The organism is Aeromonas sp. S8(2024), assembly GCF_041403085.1.
GTDB classification, from domain to species: Bacteria; Pseudomonadota; Gammaproteobacteria; order Enterobacterales; family Aeromonadaceae; genus Aeromonas; species Aeromonas dhakensis.
Map to the genome: position 1 here is coordinate 1 of NZ_JBGLRF010000022.1, position 1,129 is coordinate 1,129.

The window sequence follows — 1,129 nt, forward strand, 5'->3', positions numbered from 1 at the left end:
GCTGTTGTCGACGTTGTAGGTCCAGGTGCCGCCTTCGGTGATGGAGAGGCTGCCCAGTGCGCCCGCACTCGGGGTGCCGTTGCCCGCCACAAACTTGGCTTCATCCGCGCCGTCCACGTCGGTCACGGTCAGGGTGCCGGTCTCGGTCAGGGTCGGGTTGCTTTCATCTTCGGTCACACCACCGGTGTCGGTACCGGTGATCACCGCGGCATCGTTGACGCCGGTGATGGTGATGGTGACGGTATGAGTGGTGCCATCGACCGAGGCCACGGTGAAGGTCTCGACCTTGGTCTCGCCCTCGCCCAGGTACTGCACCTTGCTGTTGTCGACGTTGTAGGTCCAGGCACCGCCTTCGGTGATGGAGAGGCTACCCAGCGCACCCGCGCTCGGAGTGCCGTTGCCGGCCACAAACTTGGCTTCATCCGCGCCATCCACGTCGGACACGGTCAGGGTACCGGTCTCGGTCAGGGTCGGGTTGGTCTCGTCTTCCACCACGTTGCCGCTGTCGACACCACCAATAACGGCGCTGTCGTTCACGCCGGTGATGGTGATGGTGACGGTGTGGGTGGTGCCATCGACCGAGGCCACGGTGAAGGTCTCAACCTTGGTCTCGCCTTCGCCCAGGTACTGCACCTTGCTGTTGTCGACGTTGTAGGTCCAGGCACCGCCTTCGGTGATGGAGAGGCTGCCCAGTGCACCCGCGCTCGGAGTGCCGTTGCCGGCCACAAACTTGGCTTCGTCCGCGCCGTCCACGTCGGTCACGGTCAGGGTACCGGTCTCGGTCAGAGTCGGGTTGGTCTCGTCTTCCACCACGTTGCCGGAGTCAGTGCCACTAATGACGGCAGAATCGTTGACGCCGGTGATGGTGATGGTGACGGTGTGGGTAGTGCCATCGACAGAGGCCACGGTGAAGGTCTCGACCTTGGTCTCGCCCTCGCCCAGGTACTGCACCTTGCTGTTGTCGACGTTGTAGGTCCAGGCGCCGCCTTCGGTGATGGTCAGGCTACCCAGTGCACCGGCGCTCGGAGTGCCGTTGCCGGCCACAAACTTGGCTTCATCCGCGCCGTCCACGTCGGTCACGGTCAGGGTACCGGTCTCGGTCAGGGTCGGGTTGCTTTCATCTTCGGTC

Annotated in this window: 1 protein-coding gene; it reads right to left on the reverse strand. The window is 63.9% G+C overall.

All coding sequences use genetic code 11. The features are described from left to right. Window positions 1-1,129: VCBS domain-containing protein (locus ACB031_RS22735; protein ID WP_371140264.1), on the reverse strand; the 1,129-nt coding region annotated here is incomplete at both ends.